This window comes from Salibacterium halotolerans (assembly GCF_900115625.1).
GTDB classification, from domain to species: domain Bacteria; phylum Bacillota; class Bacilli; order Bacillales; family Marinococcaceae; genus Salibacterium; species Salibacterium halotolerans.
This window is the reverse complement of the sequence record NZ_FOXD01000008.1, coordinates 1-14,241: the sequence shown is the minus strand read 5'-3', so window position 1 is coordinate 14,241 and position 14,241 is coordinate 1. Positions and strand designations below refer to the sequence as shown.

17 protein-coding genes are annotated in these 14,241 nt (G+C 46.2%); 10 read left to right on the top strand and 7 right to left on the bottom strand.

Features of this window, described 5'->3' with window-relative positions; all coding sequences use genetic code 11:
• Positions 1-87: 87 nt before the first annotated feature.
• Entirely contained in the window at positions 88-948 is an 861-nt protein-coding gene (locus BM124_RS08190) for an RpnC/YadD family protein (protein WP_093336696.1), read from the top strand.
• Between the two features lie 158 nt (positions 949-1,106).
• Here the strand turns inward: BM124_RS08190 and BM124_RS08185 are convergent, their stop codons facing one another.
• Both BM124_RS08185 and BM124_RS08180 read right to left on the bottom strand, forming a co-directional pair.
• Positions 1,107-2,216 carry a DUF4179 domain-containing protein gene (locus tag BM124_RS08185; RefSeq protein WP_093336694.1) on the bottom strand — a complete coding sequence of 370 codons (1,110 nt, stop codon included), beginning with the start codon at positions 2,214-2,216 and terminating at the stop codon, positions 1,107-1,109.
• Entirely contained in the window at positions 2,200-2,745 is a 546-nt protein-coding gene (locus tag BM124_RS08180; protein WP_093336692.1) for a sigma-70 family RNA polymerase sigma factor, read from the bottom strand. Before BM124_RS08180 ends, BM124_RS08185 begins: the two co-directional genes overlap by 17 nt.
• A gap of 256 nt (positions 2,746-3,001) precedes the next feature.
• Between BM124_RS08180 and BM124_RS08175 the strand changes: the two genes are divergently transcribed.
• A complete protein-coding gene (locus BM124_RS08175) occupies positions 3,002-3,304 on the top strand; it encodes an RpnC/YadD family protein (RefSeq protein ID WP_170841047.1) in 303 nt (100 codons plus the stop codon).
• A gap of 307 nt (positions 3,305-3,611) precedes the next feature.
• Here the strand turns inward: BM124_RS08175 and BM124_RS08170 are convergent, their stop codons facing one another.
• Positions 3,612-4,460 carry an SWIM zinc finger family protein gene (locus BM124_RS08170; RefSeq protein WP_093336688.1) on the bottom strand — a complete coding sequence of 283 codons (849 nt, stop codon included), beginning with the start codon at positions 4,458-4,460 and terminating at the stop codon, positions 3,612-3,614.
• A gap of 41 nt (positions 4,461-4,501) precedes the next feature.
• Positions 4,502-5,686 (bottom strand): YecA family protein, encoded by a 1,185-nt coding sequence (locus BM124_RS08165; RefSeq protein WP_170841046.1) that lies wholly within the window; start codon positions 5,684-5,686, stop codon positions 4,502-4,504.
• Positions 5,687-5,952: 266 nt separating this feature from the next.
• Between BM124_RS08165 and BM124_RS08160 the strand changes: the two genes are divergently transcribed.
• The gene (locus BM124_RS08160; RefSeq protein ID WP_093336685.1) at positions 5,953-6,555 is read left to right on the top strand and encodes a class I SAM-dependent DNA methyltransferase; all 603 of its coding nucleotides are present in this window, start codon (positions 5,953-5,955) and stop codon (positions 6,553-6,555) included.
• 20 nt (positions 6,556-6,575) lie between these two features.
• Here BM124_RS08160 and BM124_RS08155 read toward each other — a convergent pair whose 3' ends face one another.
• On the bottom strand, positions 6,576-7,640 hold the full coding sequence (locus BM124_RS08155; RefSeq protein WP_244504279.1) for an alpha/beta hydrolase: 1,065 nt from the start codon (positions 7,638-7,640) through the stop codon (positions 6,576-6,578).
• Between the two features lie 218 nt (positions 7,641-7,858).
• On the opposite strand from BM124_RS08155, the gene BM124_RS08150 reads away from it, so the two are divergent.
• Positions 7,859-8,683 (top strand): metallophosphoesterase, encoded by an 825-nt coding sequence (locus BM124_RS08150; protein ID WP_170841045.1) that lies wholly within the window; start codon positions 7,859-7,861, stop codon positions 8,681-8,683.
• Between the two features lie 90 nt (positions 8,684-8,773).
• Here the strand turns inward: BM124_RS08150 and BM124_RS08145 are convergent, their stop codons facing one another.
• The gene (locus tag BM124_RS08145) at positions 8,774-9,379 is read right to left on the bottom strand and encodes a hypothetical protein (protein WP_093336681.1); all 606 of its coding nucleotides are present in this window, start codon (positions 9,377-9,379) and stop codon (positions 8,774-8,776) included.
• Positions 9,380-9,535: 156 nt separating this feature from the next.
• Here BM124_RS08145 and BM124_RS08140 point away from each other — a divergent pair, with 156 nt between their 5' ends.
• The 6 genes from BM124_RS08140 to BM124_RS08115 all read left to right on the top strand — a co-directional run bounded on the left by BM124_RS08140 (position 9,536) and on the right by BM124_RS08115 (position 12,768).
• Complete coding sequence (locus BM124_RS08140; protein WP_093336679.1) at positions 9,536-10,360, top strand: metallophosphoesterase; 825 nt, start codon at positions 9,536-9,538, stop codon at positions 10,358-10,360.
• Positions 10,361-10,475: 115 nt separating this feature from the next.
• Positions 10,476-10,976 (top strand): hypothetical protein, encoded by a 501-nt coding sequence (locus tag BM124_RS08135; protein ID WP_093336677.1) that lies wholly within the window; start codon positions 10,476-10,478, stop codon positions 10,974-10,976.
• Positions 10,977-11,082: 106 nt separating this feature from the next.
• Positions 11,083-11,709 carry a hypothetical protein gene (locus BM124_RS08130; RefSeq protein ID WP_093336675.1) on the top strand — a complete coding sequence of 209 codons (627 nt, stop codon included), beginning with the start codon at positions 11,083-11,085 and terminating at the stop codon, positions 11,707-11,709.
• A gap of 57 nt (positions 11,710-11,766) precedes the next feature.
• Positions 11,767-11,949 (top strand): hypothetical protein, encoded by a 183-nt coding sequence (locus BM124_RS18890; protein ID WP_093336674.1) that lies wholly within the window; start codon positions 11,767-11,769, stop codon positions 11,947-11,949.
• 172 nt (positions 11,950-12,121) lie between these two features.
• Positions 12,122-12,490 (top strand): hypothetical protein, encoded by a 369-nt coding sequence (locus BM124_RS18885; RefSeq protein ID WP_170841044.1) that lies wholly within the window; start codon positions 12,122-12,124, stop codon positions 12,488-12,490.
• A gap of 74 nt (positions 12,491-12,564) precedes the next feature.
• Entirely contained in the window at positions 12,565-12,768 is a 204-nt protein-coding gene (locus BM124_RS08115) for a hypothetical protein (protein ID WP_093336671.1), read from the top strand.
• A 357-nt stretch (positions 12,769-13,125) separates the two neighbouring features.
• On the opposite strand, the gene BM124_RS08110 is transcribed toward BM124_RS08115, so the two are convergent.
• Complete coding sequence (locus BM124_RS08110) at positions 13,126-13,848, bottom strand: ABC transporter permease (protein WP_093336669.1); 723 nt, start codon at positions 13,846-13,848, stop codon at positions 13,126-13,128.
• Positions 13,849-14,241: the final 393 nt, after the last annotated feature.

Sequence of the window (14,241 nt, the reverse complement as noted above, 5' to 3'; positions counted from 1 at the left end):
CATCGCAGCACATAAATCGTACTTGCTTTTTCAGACAGGAACGTGTATTCTATAAAGGAACAAACGTTCTTGATGAAGGAGGGGTTTATGACGATTGACCACGACCGCTTGTTTAAGGAAATCCTGACCACTTATTTTGAAGAATTTATCGCGTTGTTTTTTCCAAAGGTGCACGAAGCCGTTGACTTTTCGGAAATCCAGTTTTTACCGGAAGAAGTGTTCAGCGATGTGACCCAGGGAGAGAAATACAAGGTGGATGTCCTCGCAATAACGAAATTGAAAGAGGAAGAAACCGTCATCATTATCCACACCGAATCCCAAAGCTATCTCCAGCCCGATTTCAACGAACGCATGTTTATTTATTACGGCCGACTGTACGAGAAATACCGCTGCCGCATTCTGCCGATTGCCCTTTTCACCTATGATCAGAAACGAAGCGAAACCGATACATTCACCATCCGCTTCCCCTTTCACGACGTGCTCCACTTTCAATTTCTTATGATCCAGTTAAAACAGCAAAACTGGAGACAATTTATCCACACAGGTAACCCGGCAGCCGCTGCATTACTTTCCAAAATGGGGTATAATGAAAAAGAGAAAGTACAGGTTAAAAAAGAATTTCTGCGTATGATGGTGCACATGCATATCGATCGAGCGCACACCACCCTGTTAACCGGTTTTTTCGAAACTTATTTAAAACTGACTTCGTCCGAGGAAACATTACTAAAAGAAGAGGTGAAAATGATGAGAAAGCCGGAAGGAGACAAAGTCATGGAGATTATGGTGTCCTATGAGAAAGAAGGGTTGGAACAAGGAAAAAAGCAGGGAAAAGAAATTAACAAAATCGAAACGGCATCGGCCATGCTTAAAAAGGATATGGACGTTCATCTCATTGCAGAAATCACAGGACTCCCGCCCGAAGATATTCTGCGGTTAAAAGACAAATAAAGATGAAATATGGACAGCTGCTGTCTTGCGCAGCGTCTTTTTTTCCAGTAACAAGTGTCCTGAGTTTCCCGTTCATTTCGACGCCTCCATACAATTTTTCGCCGTAATATATACAACACGCACCCCAATTGTTAGAGCAGCAATCAGGGTGCAGTATTCTAAGGTGCTTCCACCGTAAACGGGTCAAACTCTACATTTTTAAGTTCGCTGATATCTCCATTTAACGCAGTTTTATTTCCATCCTGCTCCAGTTTCACCCCTCCTCCATCACTCGGTAACTTGAGGTAAGGTGTTATCGTTAATTGTTGAACATTTTCTCCGATGGGATCAAATAACTTATTACCCGTTAAATGAATGCTGCCGTTTTTCTTTGTTCCTGAGCTGCCGCCCGAATACGAGGTGACTTCTTCTCCATTCTCATCGGTTATGTGAAATTCAAGGTACTGTGCCGGGATGCGGCCGATACGGCCACTTTCGGGTGCCGGTGAAACTGTTTTATAATTCAAACTGATACCAGATGAACTGATCGACATGTCGGAAACATGTAAATCAATGTTTCCCGCCGTTTGGTTATGATTTACCGCAAAAGTCTTTAAGCCTTCTATCGTTTCTACAGGAAAAGAAAATTCCCATTCTTTCCCATTATCTGCTTCCATGAATAGCTCAAAGTTAAATTGATCAGGAGCTTCATTTCCTATATTAAACTCCATTATCCCTGTTCGTGAGGTTGGTGAAAGAGTTGTGGCCTGGTGACCGCCGGAACTGCCGTCCGGAAATTCTCCGTTTATTTTATATCGGAAAGAATCTCCTGAAAAGTAGTGTTCCCCAATAGCATCCTCGGACTCTAGAAAATAACTAATCGTCAATCGTGAGTTATCATACAATACTTCCTTCATTGTAATAGATGTCCCATCAATGGTCTGGGTTTCACCAATCGCATTTGTCAACTCCTTCTCACTGGCCTGTTCCAATCCGGGTCTCCCGTTATCACTAAAGATAGAACCGACAAGCGGGATATTTGAAACGGCACTCGCAAACGCCGGTGAAAAATAGGCAGTTCCCATAAATAAAGCAATGAAAACAGCTGCGGCACCCGCCATGTAAAGTATTTTACCCTTCACCGTTTTCGACATGGGAGGTTTTTCTATAGTTGTGTGCTGCTTGTTTTCCTTTCTGCTTTTTCCTTTCTGCATTCCTTTCGAAATAGCTGCAAATACTTCTTCTTTAGGAAAGTCCATTTCATTATGCTTATCAGGCCCATTCTTCATTTCTGCACTCTCCCCTTTCTATTTGTTTTTTCAGCCTATCTTTCCCTCTGCGTAAGTACGTTTTCACCGTTCCCTCCGGTTTCTCCATCACTTCTGCAATTTGTTTGATCGGGAGGTCATGGTAATAAAACAGTAAAATTGCCGTTTGCTGGGAATGTTCGAGCTTATCCACCGCTTCGGCAAGACGTGCTTCCCGCCTGGTTGTTCCCTTAAAGGAGTCAGCCATCCTCTCCTCAAACTTTTCTTCCTCAAAGGGAATTGTTTTCTGCGTTTTCTTTAAAATTTTATAGCATTCCCGGATAAGAATCCTCACGAGCCACGTAGAAAAGAACTCAGGTTTTTTCAACTGATGAATAGACAAAAATGCCTGGCATGCTGCCTCTTGAATAGCATCGAGGGCATCATCCTTGTTTTGTACATAAGACATCGCAATAAAATACAGTTTTTCACTTTCGGATTGAAGCAGACTTTCAAAAGCTTCTTCCTCTCCATTCATGACTTGTTGAACCAGTCCTGTATCATGATTCATTTCTTCTCTCCCCCCTTTCACCAATTAGAGAAATTTCAGCGGGGCAAAAGTTTCAAAACAAGAAAATTCTTATGCAGATTTTGAAATATGGAAACTGATCCGTTCTCTATCACTTCTATAAGCCACTGACCGCTGCATGACTTTTGATAATGGGGTATAATGAGAACAGCATAGCAATTTGAATAAACGGATTTCGACTGTAAATGCCACATTCGGTGAGAGTGCCGAACGGTCCTCCCCAGCCTGTTTTACACATTTGACCGGTTTTTTCGAAACTTATGTAAAACTGACTTCGTCCGAGGAACAATTACTAAAAGAAGAGGTGAAGATGATGAGAAAGCCGGAAGGAGACAAAGTAGTGGAGATTATGGTGTCCTATGAAAAAGAAGGGCTGGATAAAGGGTTGGAGCAAGGGTTGGAGCAGGGAAAAAAGCAAGGAAAAGAAATAAACAAAATCGAAACGGCATCGGCCATGCTGAAAAAAGATATGGACGTTCCTCTCATTGCAGAAATAACAGGACTTCCGTTCAAAGACATTATACGGTTAAAAGAAAAATAACTACCCTGCGTTTTAGACTGCCATGGTTGTGCAGCGTTTTTTATCCATCGAATTCTTCATTCACCGACTACTATAGAAAAAAGAGCCTCCCAATGGCTCTTTTTTCTATGTACTATGAACCCCTGCAATCAAAAAAGCGTCTTTTTTCCATCAGCCATCTTCGTTTCTCTATCGATTCCCGCTATTTCTGTATCGATTCGGTGATTTCTCTATCGATTCTCACAGGAATTACTAATTTACGGCATCGATTCTGTCATTTTATTTATCGATTCTTACGTTTTCTCTATCGATTCTTCCGATTTATGCTTCATTCCTGCTCAACCCTTACATAGATGCGTGTCTCCAGCAGCGCGTTACGCCACTTGTTTCTCCCTTCGTAGCGGGGCTCTTCTGCCTCGGTGGTGACAGCGTCATGGATCCGCTGCTTCGCGTCTTCCGGTAGTGCGCTTGAAGCAGCAGCCGCGGCCTGTTTCAGAAGCTCGAGGCTGTTGTTGATAACAACCGCCGGCTCTCCGGCTGTTTCGTCGAAGGAATCCAGCGCATCGACGACGGTGCCGAGGACGACAAGTGAGCGCTGCACCGCTTCTTCAAGCCTGCCTTCCGCTGCATGTTCCTCTACTTTTTCAAGCACCTGATGCGCTCCTTCAAGTGCCGTGGGAACGTCCGCGGCGGCGATGCTTCCATCCTGCATTTCAGCATCGATATAAGCCTGTACCTGTTTTTGAGCGGAAACGAGGGGTTCTTTGTTTTGATGAAAAAGCGCGAAAATGCGGCTTCTGATTTCCGGATCGTCCGAGGCAGCGCTGCGCAGCAGATTTCTTAAATCGACCTGATCAAACGACGCGAGCGCTGTTTCTATATCCGGCCCTTCCGGATCCGGAACCGGCTCATCGTCTTCTTTTTCTTCGCCGAGGGCAATCAGCGCTGCGGCGGTATGTTCGCAGTATCCGTCATTTTCAAGGCAGTCGCAGAACGTGCGCACGACTTCCAGAGAGTCATCGAGCACCACGTCCACACTGAGACTTCCGGCCACTTCCACAACAAAGTGGTGGCGGTACGGCTCGCTGATTTTGGTCACTTGTTCCTCCGCCATATACATCATACCGCGCGAAAACGTATCCTCATTTATTTCCTCTTCTATGTCGAACAAATGCATGCATCCTGTCTCCTCTCTCACTTGGACCGGCTCCGCCTTCATTACCGGCGGCCGCAGCATTTTTTATATTTTTTCCCGCTGCCGCACGGGCACGGCTCGTTTCGTCCGACCCGTTTACCAGCTGGAAACGGCACGACGTTACCGCCGCCAAATTTCCCCTGCATCGCTTCATTCGGCGTATGCCCTTTCAGTATCCACTGCCGGGTGTCATTGTTGAGCCCGGTGAGCTGATTAGCGACCATCTGCAATACTTCCGCGGAAGGTATTTCACACCACTGCTGAAACTCTTCCAGCATATCGTTCATGGGCACGTCGTCATTGATCATCATTTCCATGTGAAAGACAACGTCCTCGGCTTCCATTTCATCGAGGGCATAATGTTCTTTTAGAAACTGTTCGAATTGGTCAGCCGCAGGGGACGTTTCTCCTACCCCGTCTTCTCCGGCCTGTACGAGCTGCTGTCTCGTGAATGGAAAGTACGGAAGATCAGGACGTGCTTTGTGTTCTTTTAAGACTTGCTGCGGATCGGTTACATCGGAATCAGCCAGAATATTACCGTTTTGCACCATCGTCATGTCCTCGCGCATTACTTTATGAATCAGGGTGAAACACTCATAAGCACCGACCTGTTCCTCTTCGGTGAGATACGCATTGACCGCTTCCGGTACTTCCAATATGTTCATGACTCCGTAATAGAAAAGCATGCCCTGTATGAGGAGGTTGATGTCATCATTGCGTGCCGTCTTCTGCTGCAGGGCCTCTGTGTCATGTTCTCTGAACACCTTTTGCACCTCTTTTGGCATCATCACCACCTGATTCCTGTTCTCCACCGCCGGAAAAACGAACCCTCGTATCAGCAGTACATGCATCTCGAAGAAATTTATCTCATCGGCCGGCACCCTGCCATCATCATCAACCGTTTGAAGGAGACGGAGCTGCCTGCCGCTGAGCAGTCTGAGCTGATCCGGGAGTGCCTGTGGAATACGTTCGACAAGCGCCTCAACCAAATCCACCTTCTTCAGATTGCTGATATTTCTCAACTTCAATTCCGCGCGGATGCCATCCATCTGCTGTTTCGTTATTCCTGTCAGCGCATCACGCAGAGAACACGGATACGACGCGGGCTGCTTCCACATCCGCTGCCTTCTCTTTTTATCTGCTTCCTGCATATCCGAGTGGAGCTGCTCCAGAGCCTCAAGCACCTCATCATGTGACGCATCGCTCATAGCCATTCACCTTTCATCGTCATTTATTGTCTCTATTTTAACAAAAAAAGAGACCGGACGCGGTTTTTGGCATCAATTCTCCCGATTTATCTATCGATCCGGTGATTTCTCTATCGCTAAACCCGTAATATGTCCATTTTCCATATCAATTCTCCCGATTTATCTATCGATTCTCTCTTATATGAAAGCAGGAAGCAGTATGGTTGAATCATAGATAATGAAGGTCTATAATATCCTCATAAAACAAGATAGGAGTTGATGGTACGATGGATGAGAATATTTTTGATGAGATGGCGGAACGCTTCGATACCCCGGAACAAATCGAGTTGTCGGAGATTATCGGGGAAGAAATTAAAAAGAAACTGCCGGACGCAGGCTCAAAAGATTTGCTGGAGTACGGTGCCGGCACGGGTCTCGTTGGTTTGCAGCTGAGCGGTAACGTTCGTTCGGTGCAACTCGTTGATTCGTCCGAGCCGATGCTCAATATGGCCCGGGAGAAGATTTCCCGCCGCAGCCTGTCAAACGTTCATGTCCAACACGCGGATTTCACCAAAGAAACGCCGGAGCTTGAAGCGGACGTCATCGTCATGTCCCTCGTTCTCCACCATATTCATGATGCAGCAGGCCTCCTGCGACAGCTGTTTCACGTATTACGACAAGGCGGCCGGCTGCTGATCGTTGATTTTGATAAAGACGAGACGATGGATCATCATGACCATATCCACAAGACACTCTCCCATGACGAGCTGACAGCGTTATTAACCGAAACCGGCTTCTCCTCCACAGACATCAGGACATTCCATCACGGAAAGGGCATATTTAACGAACAGGATGCCTCCCTGTTTCTCGCGGACAGTGTCAAAGAATAAGCGGCTGAAAAAAGAGACTCTTACGAAAAGAGCCTCCGCATCGCTTTGGCGATTTCATGTATTGTATCTTCGGCCTGCGGATATTCACCGATTTTATCAATATACCCGTGGTCCATGCCCTGGTACTGGATACGCGTGACAGGCACACCGGCAGCGGCGAGTTTTTCGGCGTACGCTTCCTCTTCCAGCCGGAGAAAATCATATTCGGCACTGAAGATGAGCGCCGGAGCCATCCCGCTCACATCCTCCGCTGCAAGCGGAGATACATAAGGGGTATCCGGGTCTGTTCCCTGCAGATACGAGGAGCAAAACAGCGGTCCCAATGCCTGCAGGGCACGGATCGTCTTTTCGACAAGCTCCGGATGATACGTAATCTGATAACGGTTCAAGCTCCATGTGTAATGCTTTGATTCGGCGTAAGTCAGATGAACGACCGGATAAAGCAGCGCCTGAAACGCGATCATATTGGTGCCGCGTTCGTTATCCAAGAGCGCACATACGGTGGCCAGGTTTCCGCCGGCACTGTCCCCGGATACCGTTAACTGGTTCTGATCCGCACCCAGTTCGCCGGCATGCGCATGCACCCATTCCACCGCGGCAAAACTATCAGTCACTGCCGCCGGATAAGGGTGCTCCGGAGCCAGCCGGTAATCCACTGCCACGACGACCGCTCCGGCTTTCTCCGCCAGTGCTTTACACGGATTCGCCACGGCTTCTACACTGCCTCCGATGAACCCGCCTCCAAAAAAATACACCACAACCGGACGGGGCGCTTCTTCCTGCGGAGTATACACCACAGCGCGAATCGTTCGATGTTCGGCAGGGATCGAGATACGTTCCTCCGATACAGACCCTTTCGTCACATCTTGATTCGGCCGGCCCATGTTCTCGCGTATCGTTTCAATAGAAGGAACGTCCGCATTCTCCCTCGCCGGCATATGCTGTGCATTGGCAAGCACCCGCGGATCGAGATCCCCCTTTCGGTCGAGATCCGGAATGAGTTTATACACCTCATTCACTCCATGAACCTTCTGCTCTTCTGTCCTCTCTGCCAAACGCTGCACCATCGTTTCATAAGATGCCATACGTGTGTCCTCCCTCTCTTGGTTTCTTCCGCCGCTCAGCGTATTACCCGTGCAGCGGACCGAAGAAACATTACGCGGCACCGGTACCCAGGACTGACCCGAATCATCACAGCTTGATAGGTATTAGAACAATCCATACAGCATCTACCATTCTTTCATGCTATCATTAAATCAACGCAGGTATTTTCCTATTTTTCAACAAGAGGATGGTCCTTTTTATGACAAAGAAACGCTGGATGTTTTTCATCCTGATGACAGCTGCCGCAGCGATTGCGGGAAAAAGCTGTTACGATACCAACGTGTTCCAAACCAAATACATCACGTTCAGAACCAGGAAACTGCCGGCGGATAAATCGATCCGACTGCTCCAGATCAGCGACATACATAATAAACAGTTCGGCCGGCATAACAAACGGCTTATCAACGCAGCCATGGAAGCCGAGCCGGACATGATCGCCGTCACAGGTGATCTCATCGATGAAGACACGCCCAGTATCAAACCTATGCTGCACCTGATGGAAGCGTTGACTGGTGTGACGAAAAACATTTATTTTGTTACTGGCAACCATGATTGGGAGCATCCAGAGGTGAAGTCCTTTCTCCGCGGCCTGAAAGAACGCGGCATCACGGTTCTGGATAACAGGAACACAAAAGTCGAGGTAAACGGCGCCGTCTTTAACCTTGCCGGCATCGAGGACCATTACACGAACCGCCACAATCTGACCCGGGCGTTCCAGGGAATAGACGAGGAGTATTATACTCTTCTGCTCTCCCACGCTCCGCTCGTCTTCCAAAACGAAAAAGCCGCCCGCGCCGACCTTATCTTAAGTGGTCACACCCACGGCGGCCAGATAAGGTTCCCCTTTATTGGCGGAGTGGTCTCCCCCGGCGAAGGTCTGTTTCCAAGCTATGAACAGGGCACGCATTTTTTCGCCTCCGGAAGCTGGATTTACATCGACAAAGGTCTAGGCACGAGTACAATACCCGTTAGGTTTATGAATCAGAGCCAGATGACGGTGGTCACCATCGAAGGAGGAGAATAACAGATACAAGCAGCACTTGACGATAAGCCGGGAAAGAGAAACACTCGGCTGCAGGATAAAGAGAAGCACTTTGGGGAGAGGCGGAGGGGATCAGGTCCGGAGGCTTTTCAGGTATTCGATGTCTGCTTCATGATGAAGAGACCTCTCCGATAACTTTTCGAGCGTACGCTGCTGACTTCCTATGAACGCCTCAAGTTTTTCATAACTTTCCGGAATGCTCATAAGTTTTTTCTCTATGCGCTGCTGTCCTTCTTTTAATTCTTCACGCACATCGCCTATTTCTTCTTTTAATTCTGTGCGCACGTATCCTATTTCTTCTTTCCATTCAATGCGTACTTCGCTTATTTCGTCCTTTAATTCTGTGCGTATTCCGCTCATTTCATCTTTTAATTCTGTACGCATCCCGCTCATTTCACCTTTTAACTCGCGGTGCACACCCGTGATATCGTTTTTCAACTCGTTACGGACACTACCCATTTCTTCTTTTAATTCTGTACGCGCACTCCCTATTTCATCCTTCAGCTCCATGCGTAGATTCTCATTATCATCTTTAAATTCCGTACGCACATCCGTTATCTCTTCTTTTAGTTCGTTCCTCGTGCTTGTGATGTCTGCTTTCAATCCAGTTTCCATCGTCGACATGTTTGTTCTTACTTCAGAAAGTTCATTCAGAATACGGTGCAGCATTTCTTCCATCTTTCTTCTTCCCTTCTTCTTGAAGTTATCCGAATTATACCACACCCCCGATAAAAAAATAGAAATTCTTTTTATGTCTGCCGCATCTCAGGTGTTCATGCTATCATAAAATAAACGCAGGTATTTTTCTATTTTTCAACAAGGATGGTCCTTTTTATGACAAAGAAACGCTGGCTGCTTCTGATTCTGGTCATTGCCGCCGTGGCCATCGGGGCCAAAAGTTATTACGACACGAACGTCTTCCACACCGAGCATGTGACGTTTACAACCGGGGAAATCCCGGCAGATACATCGATCCGCATGCTCCAGATCAGCGATGTACATAATAAACAATTTGGAGGAGACAACCAAGCTCTTATCAACGCGGCAGAGAAGGCGGATCCGGACATGATCGTCGTCACCGGTGATCTTGTCGATAAGGGAACGTCCAGCATGGAGCCGATGCTGCAGCTGATGGGATCTTTGACCAACGTGACGGAGAAGATTTATTTTGTCACCGGCAATCATGAATACGATAACCCCCACACCCAAACGCTTCTTGAGGGACTGAAAGAACGTGGCATCACGATCCTCGACAACACGAACAGGCAGGTCGAAGTGAACGGTGCCGTCATCAACCTCGCCGGTATCGATGACCATTACACGAACCACGACAACGTAACCAGTGCGTTCCAGGGCATCAATGGGGAGCATTACACCATTCTCTTGTCCCACGCACCGCTTGTTGTCCGGGATGAAACGGCCGCCCGTGCCGACCTTGTCTTAAGCGGCCACACCCACGGCGGGCAGGTCCGTTTTCCTATCATCGGGGGACTCATCTCACCAGGTGAAAAACTGTTGCCGAAATATGACAAAGGAACGTATCAATTCGCGTCCGGCAGCCATCTCTACATCGACAGCGGCCTCGGCACAAGCGTCCTGCCGGTACGCTTTCTGAACCAAAGCCAGATGACCGTCGTGACGGTGGAAGGGCAAACATAAAGAAAACATTCTGATAATGGATGGCCGCGGTACTTGCACTGAGGGGCTCAAGGTTATTAATCAATGATATACGAAATCGGAGACGTGAAAAAAATAAAAGACCTGGAGACTGCTTATGCCAATAATAACACTGCTGGCCGTTGTCTATGCGCTCTTCTTTTTATTCGTTACCATACTGATAGTCAGCAGTAAAGAAGAAGAAAAACGTAGTAAAAGAAAAATCATTTCGACCCTGGCCATCGCGTGTGTCCTAGCCATATTTCCAACAGCGGTGCTTGCTCTTTTTCTATTTGCTATGCTGGGCTCCTCTGTATTCATTCAACATCTATTTTCATTAGATGTGAGCTTTCAACAGATCCTGACAGTCACCGTCTGTCTCTTTATCTATTGGTATACCGTCGACAGTATCATTGAGAAAATCGTCCAACACGTGATGGGCCCCGCTATGCTGCATCATGTGGTAGTACTGCTTACACGGATTTTTGCGTTTCACACCATAGGCGCCATAACCGGGCTCAACCAAACAAGCAGCCTGCTCATCGCAGCCGTCGTATCATTGTTCCTCTTGCTGATAGAGCTTGTTTTTGCTGACAAAGAGCAGAAACTTCCCTCCTAATCCAATCCTACATCTCTCCCTCCTATTTCCTTTTATGTGTTATTATTTCCTTTGGTTCATATCTTTTGAGAACACGAGCTTTTGGAGAGAAAATGGGAGGGATTTTTTGCAAAGAGTGATAGAACTGATTTTTGGTAAACCGGATAAGAGCAGCACCGTTTCGCACATAAGTTATTGGATGTTTATAGCAGGGTACATAGCGATACTCATTATAGCTGTGCTCTCTCCCGTTCATTGGGTGGCTGTGCTTTCCGGGGCTGTGTTATTTCCTGCTTTTTTTCGACTCGTCAACAAATTGAACCGTCTTATACGACAACATATCAACATGAAGGTATTTTTCATCACAGCGTCGGTATTCACTTTTCTTCTCGCCATCGGAGTAACGGCAATTCTGTACTTTTATGCTGATAATGTAACCGTAAATGCCAGCAAGAGGATGACAAACGGTGCCGTTACAGTATCCATTGGTACGCTCCGGGGAAATTATAATGTAACGGAAGTCGGGACAACTGAAAGAGGAGGAACGCTTTTCATTCCCTATACAGCATCGGTTGGCGAAGGAACCATCACCTTGTCTGCTGAAACAGAGGACCAGGTATTATGGGAACAGGAAATCTCCGACTCCCGGGACGGAACCATGCAGATCCAGGGATTCATCACAGACGGCTCGTTTGATATACAAGTCGCCGCCGAAGAAGCAAGCGACGTCTCCGTTGAACTCAGAAACCCTTAGACCACAGGGATAAATGGCAGTGTCATGGATTAAAAGAATTCACAGGGAGGATGGATGATGAACCATTTTAAAAACAAGCGCTACTGGATATTGATGCCACCCCTTTTTATCATCACAATATTTTTACTGCTGTTTCTCCCATCCCCATACAGCGACTATGCTTTGATACCTGTCATCGTATATTTTGTTACGTTTACTACCTGGAATTACTATGCTGAATGGATTCGGAAAAAGGATTAATTTCAATCAAATCACGCCCACCCCTGGAGCATTAGTTACTGCATGTAAAGGAGTATTGTATGGATGGATGAATGAAAAACATGGTTGTTATCTAATACCTGCCAAACTAATGACGGAAATCATTCCGAAATAAGAATCTGGTGCCGGCTGACTTCCGCCGTCTTTTATTTTTTTGAAAAAAGAAAAAATGCCTTGCTTTTCCCGGATGGAACAGCTATCCTTAAGGAGAACAAAAGTTCCTGAACAAAAGTGGAACAATTTTTGGAACTTATATCTGCCCCTTACTCCTTCGAAAAAAATGCAGGGAGAGGTGAATTATATGGAAGAAAAGCTGGAAGAAGCACTAAAAGAAGCACTAGAAGAACTCGAGATTTCATGCAGGGTACAGGGATATGTAAAAGGTATGGATGTGGGTAAATACATGGAAAATCAAAAGGTGAAAAAAGAAATCGCTGAGAAAATGCTGAAAAAAGACATGGATGTCGAAACAATCGCTGACATAACAGGGGTATCCATCGATGAGGTGCTTTATTTAAAATAATAAGAACGCCGTTCATTATTTCTGCCGTATAAGGAAACTCTCTAACGCAGTATGGCGTGAAAGGTGGTATCCGTATGTGCCGGGATAAAAAGGATCAAGCTCTGCTTATTCCAACAATCAATCCGATGAAGGTCCACTTTGACAGTGAAAAGGAACGCCGGGACTTTATTGACTGGGCGGAAGGAAGAAATGTAAACGTTCCTGAAAACATGAAAGAAGTTCGAGAAGGTGTAAAAAGAGCGGGAGACCTGAGGAAGCGTGGTGATTGCAGCGTCTGATGCATCTTAACCATGCCTCTAATACTCCTCCTGGACTTGAGACCCGGCGCACCGCCCGGCTCTTTGTATAGAATACACTTTCCATGATTGATCAGATCAACATGCTGCCTTTGGGTTGATCCTGTTTGGCCAGGCAGTCGTCCAATGACGTTATGATTTCTTTTTTTGTCCATTCCCACCCCGATGATTTGAATATCAATGCGTCCTGGGAAGAACGCGGTGTCGTCCTGTCTCCTTTCTTAAATTTTTCATATGTCATGTGTTTTGTGATAGTTTTTCTCTCTCGTTTGCCGTATAATCTGTCTAAGTCTCCCTTATTTTTTAATTTTTCTACTGTGCTTTTGATTCATTGTTCCTTCACGCAAAATCTTGTTTTTTAAATATTACTGCCCCCGTCAAAGAAATTACAATGAATAATCCCAGCACAAGGATATAAAACATCAAGTAGGATTGGATAGGTGACTCATCTGCCGGGGACATGGCCAGCATTGGTTGCGCCCATGGGTAATATTGTCCAAAAGAAGAATTCGCAATAAGCAACGCTGGTAATGACAATCCAATATTTAATGCCAAAGGAGCCCCAAAACTTCGCCAATAAATAGAAGATAAGATTTGTATAGCAGCAAGCGGCAGAGAAGCCAGCCATCCCTTCGCAATAAAACCGAATAAACTTATCCATGGAATGTAATTGGATATGCCAACCACTGTTCCTGCTCCAACATAAAACAACAATAGCAGTAATTGTGTAAATAACAGTAATAGGCAAACTAAAATAAGCTTAGAGAGATACACCTGATATCGTTTAACAGGAAACGAAAGTAACTGCTTCCATCCTTTACCAATGTATTCGGTTCTACAGACAAGTGCAGCGTATACGCCCGTCAAAATTGGAAATATGAGCGGTGAGTAAAAGATCTGAACTTGAGTCCAGGCTTCCAGCCAACCGTTATCACCCTCATTCATGAATAAGAAATTCCCAAGGGCAAAAAAGACACCCAATACAGGTCCGATTAGAACTAACAGCCATAACCTCAAACGCCTTGTTTTTAAAAATTCGACAAGCAGCAACTCTTTTAACATCCATCTTTCCTCCCTCTTTGTAATTAATTATTCTCCCACATGCTCTTGTTTTCTCCGTATTTCTATCCTATCAATGATCACCAGATAGGTGCGTTCCCACCTCACGGAAACATAAATTGTTATCTATAACAATTTGATCCAGTACAGAATCCTTCCATCTGTCCAGACAGGAATTTGTTGGTAAATTAGTGTATGACCGTGCTCTTGGAAATCACCCACATCGCACATGGTCGCTAACCCTCCCATATATCACTGGCTGAAGGTCCATACATTCCTTCGTCCGGCGTATCCATGTGGTGGGGGGCGGCTAAGCTCCCTAGCTGGGTCTGGGCCCGAATGGAAAAAATGAACGCCGCCTCGGCACTATTGGTGTTTGTTCTATAGGCACAGAAG

Bases quoted from the DNA above. Each gene is read 5' to 3' on its own strand.
- BM124_RS08180 (WP_093336692.1), bottom strand. From the start codon at position 2,745: ATGAATCATGATACAGGACTGGTTCAACAAGTCATGAATGGAGAGGAA.
- BM124_RS08140 (WP_093336679.1), top strand. From the start codon at position 9,536: ATGACAAAGAAACGCTGGCTGCTTCTGATTCTGGTCATTGCCGCCGTG.
- BM124_RS08185 (WP_093336694.1), bottom strand. From the start codon at position 2,216: ATGAAGAATGGGCCTGATAAGCATAATGAAATGGACTTTCCTAAAGAA.
- BM124_RS08170 (WP_093336688.1), bottom strand. From the start codon at position 4,460: ATGCATTTGTTCGACATAGAAGAGGAAATAAATGAGGATACGTTTTCG.
- BM124_RS08150 (WP_170841045.1), top strand. From the start codon at position 7,859: ATGACAAAGAAACGCTGGATGTTTTTCATCCTGATGACAGCTGCCGCA.
- BM124_RS08165 (WP_170841046.1), bottom strand. From the start codon at position 5,686: ATGAGCGATGCGTCACATGATGAGGTGCTTGAGGCTCTGGAGCAGCTC.
- BM124_RS08135 (WP_093336677.1), top strand. From the start codon at position 10,476: ATGCCAATAATAACACTGCTGGCCGTTGTCTATGCGCTCTTCTTTTTA.
- BM124_RS08160 (WP_093336685.1), top strand. From the start codon at position 5,953: ATGGATGAGAATATTTTTGATGAGATGGCGGAACGCTTCGATACCCCG.
- BM124_RS08145 (WP_093336681.1), bottom strand. From the start codon at position 9,379: ATGGAAGAAATGCTGCACCGTATTCTGAATGAACTTTCTGAAGTAAGA.
- BM124_RS08115 (WP_093336671.1), top strand. From the start codon at position 12,565: ATGTGCCGGGATAAAAAGGATCAAGCTCTGCTTATTCCAACAATCAAT.
- BM124_RS08155 (WP_244504279.1), bottom strand. From the start codon at position 7,640: ATGGCATCTTATGAAACGATGGTGCAGCGTTTGGCAGAGAGGACAGAA.
- BM124_RS08190 (WP_093336696.1), top strand. From the start codon at position 88: ATGACGATTGACCACGACCGCTTGTTTAAGGAAATCCTGACCACTTAT.
- BM124_RS08110 (WP_093336669.1), bottom strand. From the start codon at position 13,848: ATGTTAAAAGAGTTGCTGCTTGTCGAATTTTTAAAAACAAGGCGTTTG.
- BM124_RS18890 (WP_093336674.1), top strand. From the start codon at position 11,767: ATGAACCATTTTAAAAACAAGCGCTACTGGATATTGATGCCACCCCTT.